This window comes from Paenibacillus sp. H1-7 (assembly GCF_022354825.1).
GTDB lineage: Bacteria > Bacillota > Bacilli > Paenibacillales > NBRC-103111 > Paenibacillus_S.
Genome location: NZ_CP031168.1, coordinates 3273573 through 3289979 on the forward strand (window position 1 = coordinate 3273573; position 16407 = coordinate 3289979).

Below are 16407 nucleotides of genomic sequence, written 5' to 3' on the forward strand. Positions count from 1 at the left end.
ATGGCTGCATGGAAGACCAGGATTTTCTTTTATTCATCAAGAAGGTTAAAGATTACACGTCCATAGATTTGGCCCAGTATAAAGAAGCTCAAATGAAACGGCGTCTGACCACGCTGAGGCTGAAAAAGGGCTATTCGACCTTCACAGCCTTCTTCGACGCTATGGCGAAGGACAAGGAGCTCTTCTACGAATTTCTAGACCGGATGACCATCAACGTGTCGGAGTTCTGGCGTAACCCGAACCGGTGGGAAGTGCTGGAGAAGACGTTTTTGCCGGAGATGATCCGCAAGTCCCGCAAGCTCAAATGCTGGAGCGCCGCCTGCTCTACGGGCGAGGAGCCTTACACGCTGGCGATGATCCTGGCGGAATTGAATGTCCTGAAGGATGCGCACGTTCTTGCTACGGATATTGATGAAGGAGCTCTGGGGAAAGCGAAAACCGGGGTGTATTCGGATCGCTCCATTCGGGACGTTCCACAGAGCTACTTGAAGAAATATTATAAGCAGGAGAATCTGACGTATTCCATTACGGACGAGCTGAAACGGGAAATCCGGTATCAAAAGCAAAATCTGCTAACAGATACGTTCGATACCCAGTTCGACCTGATCATTTGCCGCAATGTGATGATTTATTTTACCGAAGAAGCGAAGCACTTATTATATCAAAAATTTTCGAATGCCTTAAAGCCCGGCGGCATCTTGTTCGTCGGCAGCACGGAGCAAATCTTCTCCCCGGGACAGTACGATCTGGAGCCGGCAGAAACGTTTTTTTATCGGAGAAAGAGCTGAGCCTGGAGGTATAAGTTTTTCCATCCGTTCCAATACTGTGAATAGTCGACAAAGTTCAGGAGGGACCTGATGGACAAACGTAAGGTGATTACAGCTTACCGGAGAGGCTTCATTACAATGCAGGAATGTGCGCAAATATTGGGCATCGATTCGCTGCAAGTGATGGGTATGGTGAATGAGCCAGAGCTTAAAGAGCTTTCCGGTTCCATGAAAAAACAGCACGTGAATGGCTGAACTTTTGCATAAACGCGACAACCCGGAGATACGCTTCTGCAGCTTTGTAGCTGCGCTAGCGTATCTTTTATTTTGCAGCCGATAGCGACTGCTTTTAGACGGACTTCAAGCTTTCATCCTATTAGAGGATTTGCGACGATTTCTTGTCAAACGGTGGCGCCTATACTATAATTAGCACATGAATGGAGTACATAAAAGCGCTAAAGCGTTCCGTTCTGGAACGTTTTCGCTTTTTTGGGGATAGGACGAAAGGGGACAAACACGTGAGATATTTAACAGCAGGGGAAACGCATGGTCCGCAGCTTACTGCGATCATTGAAGGGTTTCCAAGCAATGTGACCATCGATTTTGAAGAAGTGAACTTTCAATTGGCACGCCGCCAAAAAGGCTACGGCCGCGGGCGCCGCATGCAAATCGAGAAAGATACCGCGAGCATTGTCGGAGGGGTAAGACACGGCAAAACAACAGGAGCTCCGATTGCGCTCGTTGTAGAGAATAACGATTGGAAGCATTGGACGTCTGTTATGAATATCGAACCGATCGAAGGCAGCGATGAGACGAAGCGCAGAGTGAACCGCCCTCGTCCGGGACATGCCGATTTGAACGGCGGCTTGAAATACAATCAACGGGATCTTCGCAACATTCTGGAGCGCTCGAGCGCCAGAGAAACGACGATGCGTGTAGCGATAGGTGCGGTAGCTCGTCAGCTTTTGTCCGCATTCGGCATTAAAGTGGCGAGCCAGGTCATTCGCATCGGCGAAATCGAGGTTCAGCGCCAGGAATTGCCGATCGAAGACCTGATCCGCATTACGGAGGAATCCCCGCTCCGCGTAGTGGACAAGGATGCGGAAGCGAAGATGATCGCAGCGATCGATGCAGCCAAGGAAGACGGCGACACGCTCGGCGGTATTGTCGAGTGCGTAATCGAAGGCGTTCCGGTAGGACTCGGAAGCCATGTGCAATGGGACCGCAAGCTGGACGGACGTATTGCGCAAGCGGTTTTGTCGATTCAGGCGTTCAAAGGCTGTGAAATCGGCATCGGGTTCGAAGCGGCTAAGCTGAGAGGCTCCAAGGTGCATGACGAAATCATGTACGAGGAAGGAAGAGGCTTCTATCGCGCATCCAATCGCGCAGGCGGCTTTGAAGGCGGCATGACCACAGGAGAACCGATTGTTGTTCGCGGTGTCATGAAGCCGATTTCGACGTTGTATAAAGCGCTGCAAAGCGTCGATATCGATACGAAAGAAGCATTCACGGCTCAAGTGGAGCGTTCCGATACTTGTGCGGTCGCTGCGGCGGGCGTCATTATGGAGAACATCGTCGCTTGGGAAGTGGCGAGCGCATTCTTGGATAAGTTCGGCGGAGATTCGCTGGAAGAAATCCGCAATAATTACAATAGCTTTTTGGAGCAAGTGAAAAGTTATTAGAAGCGGGGCGTGAATCGGATGAAAGAGCTAACGGTTGATTTAGGGGAGCGTTCCTACCCGATTTATATCGGGGAGGGCATTCTGGAGCAAATCGGCAGTCTGTTCGGCAAGCACGGTATTGGCAAGGCATCGCCGCTGCTGCTTGTTACGGACACCAATGTCGCCAAGTACCATCTTGGGCATGTAGAGGGCAAGCTGAAGGAAGCGGGTTATACCGTTGTAACACATATCGTTGCTTCCGGAGAAAAGTCCAAATCTCTGCACGTCCTGGAGGAAGTGGTGGCTACTGCGCTGGATGCGGGATTGGACCGGAAGTCAACGGTCATCGCATTGGGCGGAGGCGTTGTAGGAGACTTGGCCGGCTTCGTTGCCGCCAGCTACATGCGCGGAATTCGATTCGTGCAAATCCCTACCACCATTCTGGCGCATGACAGCAGTGTCGGCGGCAAGGTGGCGGTAAACCATCCAAAGGCGAAAAACATTATCGGCGCGTTTCATCAGCCGGAAATGGTATTGTACGATACGGCGACATTAAGGACACTGCCTCCGCGTGACGTGCGTGCGGGGCTGTCCGAGATGATCAAGCACGGTCTCATTTGGGACGAGGCGTTCACTGCATGGCTGGAGGAAAATGCCGGGAAGCTGCTCTCCTTGGATCAAGAAGCGCTTCAACACGGCCTGTACGAAGGCTGTAAGGTGAAGTCCATCGTCGTATCCCAGGATGAGAAGGAGAACGGGCTTCGTGCGATTTTGAATCTGGGGCACACCATCGGACACGCGCTGGAAGCGGTAGCCAACTACGGCGAGCTTGAGCACGGTGAAGCCATTTCCATCGGGATGGTCGGTGCTGCGAAGCTGGCTCTCCGATTGGGTCACCCGGAGCACATTTATACGAGAACGAAGAGCATTTTGCAGCGTTTTGAGCTTCCGACCCGACTGCCTGCGCATTTGGATACGGATGCTATTATGAACGCGATGATGCACGATAAGAAGTTCCAGGAAGGAACGATGGTTTTCATCATACCGACGGAAATCGGCAAAGTGGAGATCAACAAAAACGTTTCTGCGGCATGGGTGAGAGAAGTCGTAGAGCAACTGAAACAGGAGGCATAATCCATGTTCGTACGAGGAATACGCGGCGCTACTACGGTAGAGCATGATGAGAAGGAAGAAGTATTGACAGCGACCAGAGAGCTGCTGGATCAAATCATTGCGGAAAATGAGATTCATCCGGAAGATCTCGCATGTGTGTACATTACGGTAACAAACGATCTGACGTCGACATTCCCGGCGGTTGCGGTTCGTCAGCTGCCAGGCTGGGAGCTTGTTCCGCTGATGTGCTCGTTGGAGGTCCCGGTTGAGGGCAGCCTGCCTAAATGTATCCGTCTGATGGTCATGACCAATACGGAAAAAAGACAGGATGAAATCGTGCATGTGTATTTGAAGGAAGCGATGCGTCTTCGTCCCGATTTATCCAAATTGACAAAAGCATAAGAGCCATAGTATAGTTACGGTAGTGATTTGTAAGATCAGTTGAGCAGAGTAGAGCGAGAGTTTAGTTTGAGCAGAGCCAGAGAAGAGCCGAGTGAAACGACATAGCCCTGTGTGCAGCCATATGCACTTATGTTTATTTATTGTTGCCTTTTTTGTGGCACAGGAGCGACGGGACGGTTATGATCATCTGCGAAACCACCTCTACTTTGACGTAGAGGTTTTTTTATTTTTACCATGAAATGAGCTTAGAATCGATTGAGTTGAGAAGAGGAGAGAGAGCGATGATGTACACACCCGAAGCGAAAGAAGTCATCCGGTTGTCGAAGCAGTACAATTTGATTCCGGTTGTCCGTTCTTTGATGGCCGACACGGAAACGCCGATTCGCGTATTCCAGCAATTTTATCAGGAGAAGCGCGCATTTCTGTTGGAAAGCGTAGAGGGCGGAGTGAAATGGGCGCGATATTCTTTTATCGGCACGGATCCGTTCCTGATGATCACAGCCAAAAACGGCGTGACCCGAATCGAAAGCCAGAATGAAGTGAAAGCATCGATCGAGAAGCCGATTGATGTGCTGAAAGCTTACTTGAGATCTTATTCAAGCCCTGCTTTGCCTGATTTACCTCGATTTACAGGCGGAGCGGTCGGATTTTTCGGCTACGATCTATTGCAATATTATGAAAAGCTGCCGGCTCACCGCAAGGATGATCTGCAGATGAACGACATTCAATTCATGTTCTGCGACCAAGTCATCGTATTCGATCACTTCAAGCAGCAGTTGAAGGTCATAGCGAACGTCCATGTTCCCCATCATGGCTCGGACGCCGAAATTGTTGCCGCATATGAAGCGACTTGCGCCAAAATCGAAGAGACGATCGAACGGCTGAAGCGTCCGGTTCCCGCATTGGCAGTCCCGCAGCAGCCGATTCCGGAAGATATTGAGCTTGGCGAGATCAAGTCCAATTTGACCAAAGAGCAGTTTGTCTCGAACGTGGAGAAAGCTAAGGAGTATATTCGCGCAGGCGATATTTTCCAGGTGGTGCTGTCGCAGCGGTTTGAAATTGAAACCGACGTGTCGCCGCTTCACGTATACCGGATCCTGAGAACGATGAACCCTTCTCCTTATATGTATTGTCTCAAGATGGACGACGAAGTCATAGTCGGTACTTCACCCGAGCTGCTGGTGCGCGTAGAGGAAGAACGGGTCGAAACCCGGCCGATCGCAGGCACTCGTCCACGCGGTAAAACGCCGGAGGAGGATGCGGCATACGAACGTGAGCTGTTGGCAGATGAGAAGGAGCGTGCGGAGCACCTGATGCTAGTCGATTTGGGACGCAACGATATCGGCCGCGTTTCCGAATTCGGCAGCGTGCATTGCGATACGTTCATGCAGGTGGAGCGTTATTCCCACGTCATGCACATCGTGTCCAACGTAACAGGTAAAATCGCGAAGGATAAGGATTTCTTCGATGCCTTCATCTCCTGCTTGCCTGCAGGAACCGTTTCCGGAGCACCTAAACTGAGAGCGATGGAAATTATAGCGGAAGTGGAAAATGAAGCCCGCGGCGCATATGCAGGCGCCATCGGTTACTTGGGCTTCTCCGGCAATATGGATACGTGCATCACGATCCGTACGATTATTTTCAAGCACGGCAAAGCGTATGTCCAGGCCGGAGCGGGAATCGTATGGGATTCCGTTGCCGAGAGCGAGTACCAGGAAACGATCAATAAAGCGAAAGGGATGCTCAAATCCATTCGTACGGCGGAAGCGGTGTTCGCCCGCAAACCGCTGGCTCATGCGGCTATTAACCACGACTACTATTAAAAAATGCTCTTTCAGCCGAAGGGCTTCGGAGCCAATGTCGGCTGCTTATATAAAATGGGGAGGCAGTTCACATGGAAACTAAAGTTACGGTTACGGTTCAACAGGCGATTCAACAAATTATCGGGCAGCAGCATTTGACACGAGCGGAAGCGAAGGCTGTCATGTCCGACATCATGGACGGTTTGGCTACACCATCGCAGATCGGAGGTTTCCTCACGTCGCTTCGTATGAAGGGTGAGACGATCGAGGAAATCACCGGCTTTGCCGAAGCAATGCGCCTTAAGGCCAACCGCGTACAAACCGAGCAGGTCAATCTGCTCGACACATGCGGAACCGGCGGCGACGGTGCGGACACGTTCAATATATCCACCACGGCGGCAATAGTAGCCGCAGCAGGCGGGGTGCGCGTTGCCAAGCACGGCAACCGCGCCATGTCCAGCAAGAGCGGAAGCGCGGACGTGCTGGAAGCTCTGGGCGTCAATATCGAGCTGGACCAGGAGCAAGCTGCTGCTTGTCTCGCGCAGGTAGGCATTTGCTTCATGTTCGCCCAACGCTATCATCAGTCGATGAAGCATGCGGCGGGCCCGCGAAGAGAGCTTGGCGTACGGACGGTGTTCAACCTGCTTGGCCCGTTAACGAACCCGGCAGGCGCCGACCGTCAGGTGCTCGGCATTTTCGATCGAGGCAAAACAGAGACGATGGCGCACGTCATGCGGGCATTGGACGTCAAACGTGCATTGGTTGTTGCGAGCTTCGACGGACTGGATGAAATCAGCATCTCGGATGCGACCCAGGTTACGGAGCTCAAGAACGGGGATATTACAACCTACGACCTGACACCGGACGCGCTCGGGCTGCGCAGCTACAGCTTGAAGGAAGTTGTAGGCGGAGACGCGGCTACGAACGCCGAGATTATTCGCAGCGTGTTCCAAGGCGCTACCGGAGCATGCCGGGATATCGTCCTGGCCAATGCCGGCGCGTGCTTCTATGTTACCGGCAAGTGCGCAACGCTGCAGGAAGGCGTCAAATATGCGGCTCATGTGATCGATTCGCGGCAAGCATCGTCCAAATTGCAGGAGCTAGTCCAATTCACAGGAGAAATCAGACATGTTTCTTGATAAAATCGTTGCGACCAAGCAGCACGAGGTTGCTGCATTGAAAGAGAAAATCACCATCGCCGAAATGGAGCGGCAAATTGCGTCCTTGCCTTCCTGCCTAGGATTCGAGAGAGCGATATCCTCAGGTCGGAACCGCTCCATGGGGCTTATTGCGGAAGTGAAGAAGGCTTCTCCGTCCAAGGGGCTTATCCGGGAAGATTTCGAGCCTGTCAAGCTTGCGCAGGCTTATGTAAGCGCAGGTGCGGATTGCCTTTCGGTTCTGACCGACGTGGACTATTTCCAAGGCTCGAACGACTATTTGTCTCAAGTCAGGCAAGCGGTGAAGGTGCCGATTCTGCGGAAGGATTTTACGATCGATCTTCATCAGATCTATGAGGCCCGCTGCATCGGAGCCGACGCGATTTTGCTGATCGCCGCGATCTTGACGACGGAGCAGCTGAAGCAGTTCAGCGAAGCGGCCCGAAGCATAGGACTTGATGTGCTGATTGAAGTGCATGATAAGGAAGAGCTGGACCGTGTGCTCGAATTGAACCCTACATTGGTTGGAATCAATAACCGGAACTTGAAAACCTTCGTAACGGATTTGAAAACGACGGAGCAGCTGATTATCCATATACCTGACCATGTAACAGTAGTCAGCGAGAGCGGGATTTCACAGCCTTCGGAGATCGGCTATTTGCAGTCGATAGGCGCCAAAGCCGTTCTGATCGGAGAGCACTTCATGCGGCAGCCGGTCGTCGGGCAGGCGGTACACGATCTGATGGGCGTCTACGAAGCGGCGAAAGGATTGCCAAGATGACTACGGTAAAAATATGCGGGCTAAAAGATTCGGAGATGGTCAAATCCATTCTGCATTTGCCGATTGACTATATCGGATTGATGTTTGCCAAAAGCAAGCGTCAGGTTACGCCGGCGCAAGCAAGCGATATGATCCGAGTCATTAAGGATTACCGGGAAGCGGGCAATTCCGCTCCGCTTACCGTCGGGGTGCTGGTAAACCCGACAAGGGAAGAGCTGACCGCAATTATAGCGGAGGCGCCTATCGATATTTTGCAGCTGCACGGGCAGGAGACACCGGAGGAATGCCGCTGGATCCGTGAGACTTTTCCTGGGGTCAAGCTGTGGAAGGTCGTATCGGTTAGCCAGGCGAACCAAGGGGATGCTGCCGGCAGCAGCGAATCCGCACGGCAGTCGATTGCAGCAGTGTTGAATCCGTATATCGGAATCGTCGATGCCTTGTTACTGGATACGTTCGATCCGGTATACGGCGGAGGCTCCGGCAAAACGTTCTCTTGGGAAACCATTCCGCCATATCGGGAGTGGTGCCGTCATGCCGGGATTCCTCTGCTCGTTGCGGGAGGGCTTCAGCCGGACAATGTTGGAGAGCTGCTCGGCGCCTATGCGCCGGATGGAGTGGACGTATCGAGCGGTGTTGAAACGGATGGCGTTAAAGATCGGAATAAAATTATCAGCTTTGTCGAAAGGGTGAAGCATCATGTATAACGTTCCAGATGATCATGGCCGGTTCGGTAAATTCGGAGGGCGCTACGTTCCCGAAACTTTGATGAACGCACTGATTGAATTGGAAGAAGCTTACAAGAAATTCGTAAAAGAAGAGAAGTTCCAGCAGGAGCTGAACTATTTGCTCCACCGGTATTCCGGCAGACCGACCTCCCTGTACTATGCCGAGAGGCTGTCCGCGCACTTGGGCGGGGCCAAAGTGTACTTGAAGCGCGAGGACCTGAACCATACGGGTGCCCATAAAATCAACAACTCGCTCGGACAAGGTCTTCTGGCCAAATGGATGGGTAAGAAGAAGCTGATCGCCGAAACCGGGGCAGGACAGCATGGTGTAGCTACCGCAACCGTAGCGGCGCTGTTAGGCTATGAATGTAAAGTATTCATGGGCGAAGAAGACATGAAGCGCCAACAGCTGAACGTATTCCGAATGAACTTGTTGGGTACGGAGGTTGTCCCTGTTACTTCCGGAACGAAAACTCTTAAAGATGCGTGTAACGAAACGCTGCGCTACTGGGTGAGCCATGTCGACGATACGTTTTACATTCTTGGCTCTGCAACCGGCCCGCATCCGTATCCGATGATGGTTCGCGATTTTCAGCGCATTATTGGAGACGAGTCCCGCAGACAAATCGTAGAGCTTGAAGGCAAGCTGCCGGATGCAGTAGTAGCGGCGGTAGGCGGAGGAAGCAACGCGATCGGTATTTTCTATCCGTTCGTTCAAGACGAGGGTGTCCGGTTGATCGGCGCGGAAGCGGCCGGAAAAGGGATCGATACGAAAGAGCATGCGGCAACGATGACCAAAGGCAGCCACGGCGTGTTCCAGGGCTCCATGAGCTATTTGCTGCAGGATCAATTCGGTCAGGTGCAGGAAGCGCACTCGATCTCCGCAGGACTGGACTATCCGGGAATTGGACCGGAGCATGCGTATTTGAAGGATTCCGGCCGCGCCGAATACTATCCTATTACCGATAAAGAGGCCTTGGAGGCATTGCAGCTGCTGAGCCGTACGGAAGGAATCATTCCGGCATTGGAAAGCGCTCATGCCATCGCTCAAACGATGAAGCTTGCTCCTACAATGGGGAAAGACGAGATTATTGTCGTCAGCTTGTCCGGCCGCGGAGATAAAGACGTGGAAGCGATTATGGGCTACTTGGGAGGTGCTGTTCATGAATCGCATTGATCGCACGTTTGCCGAGCTGAAGGAGCGCAAGCAGCCTGCATTTATTCCTTTTCTGACCATAGGCGATCCGGACCTGAAGACGTCCGTCGATATTATTAAGCAGCTGGAGCAATCCGGAGCGAGCATTGTAGAGCTTGGAGTACCGTACTCCGATCCGCTAGCCGACGGTCCGGTTATTCAGCGGTCCTCGATGCGCGCGTTGAAAAATCATCAAGTATCCATCCTGGATGTGATGAATGCGGCTCGTCAAGCACGGAGCGAAGGCTGCGAGCTGCCGTTTATTCTTTTTACCTATTACAATCCTGTTCTGCAGTTCGGTCTAGACCGCATTTTCCCGATGCTGCAGGAGAGCGATATCAGCGGCCTTATTATTCCCGATCTTCCGATGGAAGAGGATGAAGAGGTACGCAAGCGGGCAGCCGAGTACAACATTCATTTGATTCCGCTTGTCGCACCAACGTCGAACGACCGGATTCGCCGTATTGTTTCGCGTGCCTCCGGGTTCGTCTATTGCGTTTCCTCGCTCGGAGTTACCGGGACAAGAACGGAATTCCACAGCGGCATCGATGGCTTCTTAGAAACCGTCAAGCAGTCGACTTCTTTGCCTGTTGCTATCGGCTTCGGTGTCTCTACAAATGAACAATTTGCTAGATTCGCAGAGATTTGCGACGGCGTTGTCGTCGGCAGCGCACTGGTTCGTCAGGTGGAAGAAGTACTGCCTTTATTTGAGCAGGATGAGACTCGTTCACAAGCGCTCTTGCAAATTCACGAATTTGTGAGAAAATTAATAGGAAAGAATTAATAGCATTACAGTTCAAAAAGTTTGGTTTTCAGCACCAAGAAGGTTGTGAGAAGTCGAATTGAGCTACTTATGCCTTCGTGATCTAAAGACAACTTTTTGAACTGCCATTAATAGTGCGAGCGTGTTCATTATTGAACACGCATTTGCCTTAGTTAGAACCAATTATCGAATGAGGTGACCAGCGTGCAGCCTAAGAAGAACATTGTCCACCTGCCGGTGTATAAACCAGGCAAACCTATGGAAGAAGTAAAGAGAGAGTTGGGCTTGACGGAAGTTATTAAGCTCGCTTCCAACGAAAACCCGTTCGGCTGCTCTCCGAAAGCGAAAGAAGCCATTATTGCAAGTGTTGAGCAAACTAGCATATATCCGGATGGCGGCGCGGTGGAATTAACGAATGCGGTAGCTGCCCATTTTGGCGTGGAATCGAACCAAGTCATTTTCGGAGCGGGCTCGGACGAAATTATTTTGATGCTTGCGCGCGCTTTTTTCGTGCCTGGAGACGAAACGATCATGGCTTCGCCAACATTCCCGCAATATAAGCATAATGCGGAAATAGAAGGCGCGGTATGCATCGAGGTTCCTTGCGTGGATGGATACCACGATCTGCAAGGCATGCTGAGCAAAGTGAACGAGCGCACCAAAATTATTTGGGTGTGCAACCCTAACAACCCTACGGGCACGATGAATACGCATCAGGAGATTGTCGACTTCATCAATGCCGTACCGGAGCATGTGCTGATCGTTTTGGACGAAGCTTATGCCGAGTACAACGTGAGCGGCCAATATCCCGATAGCATCGGATTGGTTTACCAATACAAAAATGTGATCACCCTGCGTACGTTCTCGAAAATTTACGGTTTGGCGTCGCTCCGTATCGGCTACGGTATCGGACATCCCGATGTGATCAAGTCGATCAATCAGGTTCGCGAGCCGTTCAATACGACAAGCTTTGCCCAGAAAGCGGCAGTGGCTGCTCTGGCCGATGAGCAATTCATCGCGGATTGCCGTGAGGCGAATGCCAAGGGGATCGTCTATTTGTCCGCTCAATTCGATGAGCTGAAGCTGAACTACTACTCCGCACACGGTAACTTCATCATGGTAGACGTCGAGCGTCCGGGCAATGCCGTATTCGAAGGGCTGCTGCGTAAAGGGATTATCGTACGCCACGATCCAGGTTGGGGCCTTCCGACCATGCTGCGCGTAACCGTGGGAAGCCAGGAGCAAAACGAGAAGTTTATCGGCGCTCTCAAGCAAGTGCTGGAGGAAGTAGCCGTCATTGCCTAAGGCAAGTAAGGCAAGCGGAGACTCTTCCCGTATAAAACAAAATAAAGGAACTTATTCATGACAAAAATTGCAATTTTTGGCGTAGGGCTGATCGGCGGATCTTTGGCGCTGTGCTTCAAGGGGAAGCCTGGAATTACGGTTGTAGGCCATTCGAACAGCCAGTCGTCTGTAGATAAATACTTGAAGCGGAATGTTGTCGATCATGCAACGACTTCGATGGAAGAAGCGGCTCAGGATGCGGACTTTATATTCGTCTGCGTCCCTGTCGGCAACATAGAAGACTACTTGAGGAGGCTTTCGGAGCTTCCTCTGAAGCCCGGATGCATTATTACCGACGTCGGCAGCACCAAAGCGTCGATTGCGGAGTTTGCGTCCAAGCTTCAGTTCAAGGATGCGTTCTTTATCGGCGGGCACCCGATGGCCGGCAAAGAGAAGTCGGGCGTAGAAGCTGCCACATCACTATTGTACGAGAATGCGTTCTACGTGCTCACACCGGAGCAGTCGACGCCTGCAGAGGTGTATGACCGCCTGGCAGGTCTGCTCCTGCATACGAGAGCGCAGCTCGTCAAAGTGGATCCTCGTCTGCATGACGACGTGGTCGGTGCTATCAGCCATCTTCCGCATATTATTGCCGTTGCATTGGTCAATCAAATTGCTCGGTACAATGGGGATAACGCGCTCTATTCGAATCTGGCGGCAGGCGGGTTCCGGGATATCACGAGAATCGCGTCCAGCGATCCTGTCGTTTGGCGAGATATATTGATCGATAACCGGGATGTCGTACTGAAGCTGCTGGAGGACTGGAATCTGGAGATCGCTTCGTTCATAGAGCTGCTTAAGCAGGGCGACGGGGCAGGGATTGCAGAACAGTTCCGCATGGCGAATGACTTTCGTTCTGCGCTGCCGGAAAGACGTAAAGGCGTCCTGACCTCGGTGTATGAGATCTATGTAGATATCCCTGACCATCCGGGGATTATCGGCCAGATTGCGACGCTCCTTGGCAATCACAGAGTCAACTTGAGCAATATCCAGATTATCGAGAGCCGGGAGGATGTCCCGGGTGTGCTCCGTCTTTCCTTTAGAGACGAGTACCAAATGGATAAAGCGGCCGAGTTGTTGAACAAGGAAAACTATGCGGTTCACGCATAGTTTTCTTTTTTATAATTAAAATTAAAACGTTTTCAAAAAAGTATTGACATTTTGAAAACGTATACATATAATAAAAGTACAGTATGGTTTCTCTCCACTCCTATCCGAATATTTGCACTCTGTGCAGCCGCCTTTTATAGGCGGTTATTTTTTTTGTTTTGTAACCATTTTTTGAAGTTGGAATCGTACAATAGTAGTAACAATATACACCTTTTTTTGGAAGTAATTCTGAAAGTTGTATGAAAGATGTCGATTAAGCAGGATTTTTGACCAAGTTTACCGAATAAAATAAAGAAACCAAATTATTCTTAATTTTTTTTAAAATATACCGCAACTTTTTTACTCCCTTATAGTCAAACAAGTAAGAATCACTGGGGGTAAGCTAGGAATCACAAGGAGGGTCGTATTTTGATGACCGATTCCCAGTTGATCAGAGAGATCAAGGACGGTAACGTCCAGCTTTACGATGAATTAATGCGTCGTTATGAGCGTAAAATACTGGCTTTCATCTATCACATGCTGAAGAGCGCACAAATGGAGTCGTTTGCGGAAGATCTATGCAACGAAACCTTTTATAAGGCATATCGGAGCCTGAATTCATTCCGGGAGGTCGAGGCGACTTTTTCCACGTGGTTGTATACGATTGCCAGGAATACGGTGCTAAGCGAGCTGCGTAAAAATAAAAGTATTAAGGTTTCTTTAGAGCAAAAGCATGAGCCTCTTGCAGGGGAAGACGTCATGCCGGAGCTATCCATGCTGCGTAATGAGAAAGTATCGATGGTTCGAGACGCTATTAACAATTTACCTGAGAAGCAAAGGTCAGCGCTTATATTACGCGAATACGATCAATTGGACTATCAGGAGATTGCCAATATCCTTGGGCAGACCGTAAGCTCGGTGAAATCCTTATTGTTCAGGGCAAGGGCGAGTGTAAAGCTCCAATTGGAACCATACTTTCTTGATCCCATATTTGAGGAGATTGAAGGGATGAAATGATGATGAAATGTGATGATATTCAAGAGCTGCTGGGCGTCTATTGGGATTTGCCGGAGAATGATTTAAAACGCCAGCGTGTTGATGAGCATATTAAGCATTGCCGCAGCTGCGCGGCGGAGTTTGAAATATGGCTGGAGAGCACGGAATTGATTAAATCTGCAGCCGGGCACGAGCCGTTCGAAGAGAGCCAGTCGCCGATCTCGCGCAACGTAATGAACCGGATTTATCAGGATGAGTCGTGGAGAGTTCCCGTTGCGGATCGCATGTACTCCATATCCTATAAGTTTCGCCGGAATATAACGGCCGTAATCGCCTTTTGCCTGGCGCTGTTCATATTCTCGTTTGTTTACTCGATCACCCATTCGCCTGCACCTGATACGCTCGCTGCAACTACGGATTCTTCCGTTTTCGGGCGGATAGGAGATCCGGTCGTAGTAGCCGGAAGCAAATCGGAGTCGATGAACGTACATACGATGCCATCGGCTGTGGCAAGCTTGAAGGGCTTCAGCGAACCGTTCATGTATCAAGTCGGACCGATTCATACGTTCAAGGATTATATGATTTTTGTATCGCTGCTCGGCCTTACTTGTACACTTCTTATTATGAACTGGTTGTCCAGAACCCGATCGTAGTCTAGCGCGAAATTGCCCCTTTCGGGGCATTTTATTTTTTTGGAGTCCTATATAGAAGTAACACTTGCAGGAGAGAGAGGCGGAATGAATTGATCACTTTAGGCTTTATTCGTCACGGTACTACGGAATGGAACCTGGCCGGCAAGATGCAGGGGCAAATGGATACGGAGCTCGCGGAAGTCGGATTGCTGCAGGCAAAGCTGCTGGCTGAGCGGTTAAAGGGAGAGGCATGGGACGGGATTGTCTCCAGCGACTTACTGCGGGCCAAGCAGACGGCGCTTACGATCTCTGAAGCTACCGGCACTCCTCTGATCGGATTGGATATGCGGCTTCGCGAGCGTTCGTTCGGGCAAGTGGAAGGGACGACGCTGGAGGAGCGAATTTCCCGGTGGGGCGAAGGCTGGAGAGGGCTGGAGCTGGGTATGGAGAAGGATGAGGCTTTGCTTGAGCGGTGGAATTCGTTCCTTCAGGAGCTGGAGCAGGCACATCCAGGGAAGCGCATTTTGCTTGTCAGTCACGGCGGTTATATCGCCCCGGTAATAGAATCCATGCTGGGCAATCCCGTGGAATCCCACCTGAACAATACTTCGCTTACCATCATGAATAAAGAAGCCTCGGGGTGGAGCTGCGCATTGATGAATTGCACGGCGCACTTAGCAGAAATGTGATCCGAACATATAGAAGAAGTCCGCATACGACAGCGGGCTTTTTTTGTTTTCAAAAGACATCCATCATGAAAATTTCCTTTAGAGCGTTTAAATTCGGCACAAATTCCCATAATGGTACTAAGCAAGCTTGGAGGTGTCGTACGATGAATCTGGCGGACATGTTAAGTTATGCGGACATTCAGGACTTGAGCCGAATTGCCCATACGTACAACTGCGAATGCAACGGTCACTCCAAAAATGAGCTCATTCAGTCGATTCTCTCAATGGTCAGCCGCAGAGAAGTGTTCGAGCGTCAAGTCATTGACCTGTCGATCGAAGACATCCGCTTCTTGAACTCCTTAATTTTCGATCAGCGAGGCTCATTTAGTCTGGAGGAGCTTATTGCGCGGGTGCAGCAAAGCCGTTTTGTGAAAGATGAGAATGAAGGCTGGAATCCGCGGGACATGATCTCCCGGTTCAAGCAGCGCGGCTGGCTGTTTAACGGATATTCGCAGAACACAAGGTATTTGTTTCAGGTTCCTAACGATTTGAAACGAAGATTTAGCGAAGCGTTGACCAAACAGCTTCAAAAGCAGCTGGTTTACACGAGCGAGCCGATGGTATACCGCGATGAGCAGAAGCTGATCGTCGATGACATCTATCATTTTCTGCACTACATTGAGCAGAACGAAGCGGTGCTGACGGCGGACAATACGATGTATAAAAGGCAGCTGCAGCAGGTGCTGGACCGGCTCTCCGTCAAGGAGGAGACGGTAGGCAAGACAGCTTGGCGGTTCGGCTACGGCCGGCTGTTCAAGGATTATCCGAATCGGTTCTCACTCATCTATGATTATTGCTATTATGCCGATTTGATAACGGAGCATAACCAGGTTCTCGCATTGAGCGAGAAGGGCAGGGAACGTCTAAGCCAAGCCCGCAAAGAGGATATTGTACAGGTGTACCGGTTTTGGCTGCGTCTATACAAGGGAGCCATTCCCAACCTGCAGTCGCTTGTCCATTGGATGGATAAGCTGTCGAAAAGCTGGGTGACGGCGGAATCGCTAAAGGAAGCATTGCTTCCTTTAATACGGCCCTTTTATTACGATTCTGCCGAGTCGATTATGGAGCAGCGGATTTTGCAGATGATGATGCATCTCGGATTAATTCGAATCGGTGAAGCCGAGGACGCCGGGACGGTCATCCAGGTTACGAAGCTGGGCAGCAGTGTCATTCAAGGGAGCTACGTTGCGGAGGACGACAAAATCGAGATCCCGTTTGACAATGATTCGGAGTATTGCTAAAATCACTCCAC

General features: G+C 50.9%; 17 protein-coding genes. All 17 read left to right on the forward strand.

Features of this window, described 5'->3' with window-relative positions:
- Window positions 1-8: 8 nt before the first annotated feature.
- The 17 genes from DVH26_RS14565 to DVH26_RS14645 all read left to right on the forward strand — a co-directional run bounded on the left by DVH26_RS14565 (window position 9) and on the right by DVH26_RS14645 (window position 16396).
- Window positions 9-788, forward strand: a complete 780-nt coding sequence (locus tag DVH26_RS14565; protein ID WP_239634400.1) for a CheR family methyltransferase — start codon at window positions 9-11, stop codon at window positions 786-788.
- A 69-nt stretch (window positions 789-857) separates the two neighbouring features.
- Window positions 858-1022, forward strand: a complete 165-nt coding sequence (locus DVH26_RS14570) for a hypothetical protein (protein ID WP_239634401.1) — start codon at window positions 858-860, stop codon at window positions 1020-1022.
- Window positions 1023-1285: 263 nt separating this feature from the next.
- The gene (aroC, locus tag DVH26_RS14575) at window positions 1286-2449 is read left to right on the forward strand and encodes a chorismate synthase (RefSeq protein ID WP_239634402.1); all 1164 of its coding nucleotides are present in this window, start codon (window positions 1286-1288) and stop codon (window positions 2447-2449) included.
- Between the two features lie 18 nt (window positions 2450-2467).
- A complete protein-coding gene (aroB, locus tag DVH26_RS14580; RefSeq protein ID WP_239634403.1) occupies window positions 2468-3562 on the forward strand; it encodes a 3-dehydroquinate synthase in 1095 nt (364 codons plus the stop codon).
- A gap of 3 nt (window positions 3563-3565) precedes the next feature.
- A complete protein-coding gene (aroH, locus tag DVH26_RS14585) occupies window positions 3566-3943 on the forward strand; it encodes a chorismate mutase (RefSeq protein WP_239634404.1) in 378 nt (125 codons plus the stop codon).
- A 284-nt stretch (window positions 3944-4227) separates the two neighbouring features.
- The gene (trpE, locus tag DVH26_RS14590; RefSeq protein ID WP_239635370.1) at window positions 4228-5766 is read left to right on the forward strand and encodes an anthranilate synthase component I; all 1539 of its coding nucleotides are present in this window, start codon (window positions 4228-4230) and stop codon (window positions 5764-5766) included.
- 71 nt (window positions 5767-5837) lie between these two features.
- Window positions 5838-6884, forward strand: coding sequence for an anthranilate phosphoribosyltransferase (trpD, locus tag DVH26_RS14595; RefSeq protein WP_239634405.1), 1047 nt, complete (start codon window positions 5838-5840; stop codon window positions 6882-6884).
- The gene (gene trpC / locus DVH26_RS14600; RefSeq protein WP_239634406.1) at window positions 6874-7683 is read left to right on the forward strand and encodes an indole-3-glycerol phosphate synthase TrpC; all 810 of its coding nucleotides are present in this window, start codon (window positions 6874-6876) and stop codon (window positions 7681-7683) included. Before trpD ends, trpC begins: the two co-directional genes overlap by 11 nt.
- Window positions 7680-8387 (forward strand): phosphoribosylanthranilate isomerase, encoded by a 708-nt coding sequence (locus DVH26_RS14605; RefSeq protein WP_239634407.1) that lies wholly within the window; start codon window positions 7680-7682, stop codon window positions 8385-8387. The genes trpC and DVH26_RS14605 overlap by 4 nt, the downstream gene beginning before the upstream one ends.
- Complete coding sequence (gene trpB, locus DVH26_RS14610; RefSeq protein ID WP_239634408.1) at window positions 8380-9585, forward strand: tryptophan synthase subunit beta; 1206 nt, start codon at window positions 8380-8382, stop codon at window positions 9583-9585. Before DVH26_RS14605 ends, trpB begins: the two co-directional genes overlap by 8 nt.
- The gene (gene trpA / locus DVH26_RS14615; RefSeq protein ID WP_239634409.1) at window positions 9572-10387 is read left to right on the forward strand and encodes a tryptophan synthase subunit alpha; all 816 of its coding nucleotides are present in this window, start codon (window positions 9572-9574) and stop codon (window positions 10385-10387) included. Before trpB ends, trpA begins: the two co-directional genes overlap by 14 nt.
- A gap of 183 nt (window positions 10388-10570) precedes the next feature.
- Window positions 10571-11671, forward strand: a complete 1101-nt coding sequence (gene hisC / locus DVH26_RS14620; RefSeq protein WP_239634410.1) for a histidinol-phosphate transaminase — start codon at window positions 10571-10573, stop codon at window positions 11669-11671.
- Between the two features lie 57 nt (window positions 11672-11728).
- A complete protein-coding gene (locus tag DVH26_RS14625) occupies window positions 11729-12820 on the forward strand; it encodes a prephenate dehydrogenase (RefSeq protein ID WP_239634411.1) in 1092 nt (363 codons plus the stop codon).
- A gap of 411 nt (window positions 12821-13231) precedes the next feature.
- Window positions 13232-13816, forward strand: a complete 585-nt coding sequence (locus DVH26_RS14630; RefSeq protein ID WP_239635371.1) for an RNA polymerase sigma factor — start codon at window positions 13232-13234, stop codon at window positions 13814-13816.
- Window positions 13813-14448: an anti-sigma factor family protein gene (locus tag DVH26_RS14635; RefSeq protein ID WP_239634412.1), complete on the forward strand. Its 636-nt coding sequence runs from the start codon at window positions 13813-13815 to the stop codon at window positions 14446-14448. Before DVH26_RS14630 ends, DVH26_RS14635 begins: the two co-directional genes overlap by 4 nt.
- A gap of 89 nt (window positions 14449-14537) precedes the next feature.
- Window positions 14538-15116, forward strand: a complete 579-nt coding sequence (locus DVH26_RS14640) for a histidine phosphatase family protein (RefSeq protein ID WP_239634413.1) — start codon at window positions 14538-14540, stop codon at window positions 15114-15116.
- 143 nt (window positions 15117-15259) lie between these two features.
- Window positions 15260-16396, forward strand: a complete 1137-nt coding sequence (locus tag DVH26_RS14645; RefSeq protein WP_239634414.1) for a hypothetical protein — start codon at window positions 15260-15262, stop codon at window positions 16394-16396.
- The last annotated feature ends 11 nt before the right edge of the window (window positions 16397-16407 follow it).